Here is a 1027-nt window from a genome sequence, read left to right on the forward strand (position 1 = left end):
TGCGTATTACCGTGAAGGAGATCGGTGAGTAACATCGATGGAGATCGGTTCGTGTCACTTTCACAGAACCGTTTTTAAATTACCTTCACTGATCTCCTTCGGTCAACGGAGATTGTATTTTCCGCATTGATTCTCCTTTAAGTTCGATCTTGATACTGCCATGAACCAGTCGATCTAGGATGGCATCCGCATGTGTGGAGTCTCCGATCATTTTGTACCAGTTTTCCACCGGCAACTGGCTCACTACGATGATTGAGCCTCGTTGGTACATCAGATCCACTATTTCCAGCAGGTCGCTACGCTGTTCTGATGAGAGAGGTTCCAGCCCCCAGTCATCCAGAAGCAGCAGATCGCTATTATTCAGCCTGGTCAAAAGTTTGCTGTATCTTCCATCAGCATGCCCCTGATAGCACTGTTCCATCAGCGCTTTAAGGCGATAATAGTAGACCTTGTATCCCTGTCGGCAGGCATTATGACCAAGTGCACATGCCAGGAACGTTTTACCGCTGCCGGTGGCCCCGGTCAGTAAAATATTTTGTTTCAGGGTTAACCAGTTTCCCTGACTGAGTGAACGGATGAGGGCCCTGTCCAGCCCTCTATTGTTACGATAATCCAGCTTTGATAACTCAGCATTAAGTCTGAACCGTGCATGTTTGATCAGACGCTCTGCCTTCCTGTTTTCACGGCAGGTTAGTTCTTCTGCTGTCAGTAATGACAGGCGTTCTTCGAAGCCCAGCTCCTGGTATGTGCCCGGCTGAGCAAGTTGCTTTTTAAGCGCATCACGGAAGCCGGTGAGTTTAAGTGCGGTCAGTTGTTCGTAAAGATGATTCATCATTGGATCCCGTATCAGTGGTAATACTCACTGCCGCGTACGTTTTCGTGTTCCATCGTGGATAACAGATCTGGTTTTGGATCCTGAACAGGTTGTTTATCCAGACCTTTTTCCAGGATCGATTTAATACCTGACAGACGCCATACCTTTGTTTTCAGAGCTCTTGCACATGCTGCATTAAGTCTGGCTTTACTG

The 1027-nt window shown here is 47.5% G+C and carries 1 protein-coding gene and 1 pseudogene; both read right to left on the bottom strand.

Going from position 1 to position 1027, the window contains the following annotated elements; translation table 11 throughout:
- Positions 1-85: 85 nt before the first annotated feature.
- On the bottom strand, positions 86-832 hold the full coding sequence (gene istB / locus ACJHWT_RS25425) for an IS21-like element ISEc12 family helper ATPase IstB (protein ID WP_001016257.1): 747 nt from the start codon (positions 830-832) through the stop codon (positions 86-88).
- Between the two features lie 14 nt (positions 833-846).
- Positions 847-1027 (bottom strand): annotated as a pseudogene (locus ACJHWT_RS25430) (IS21 family transposase); the annotation flags it as partial.

Origin of the sequence: Escherichia sp. WS338 (genome assembly GCF_046486405.1) — a bacterium.
GTDB lineage: Bacteria > Pseudomonadota > Gammaproteobacteria > Enterobacterales > Enterobacteriaceae > Escherichia > Escherichia coli.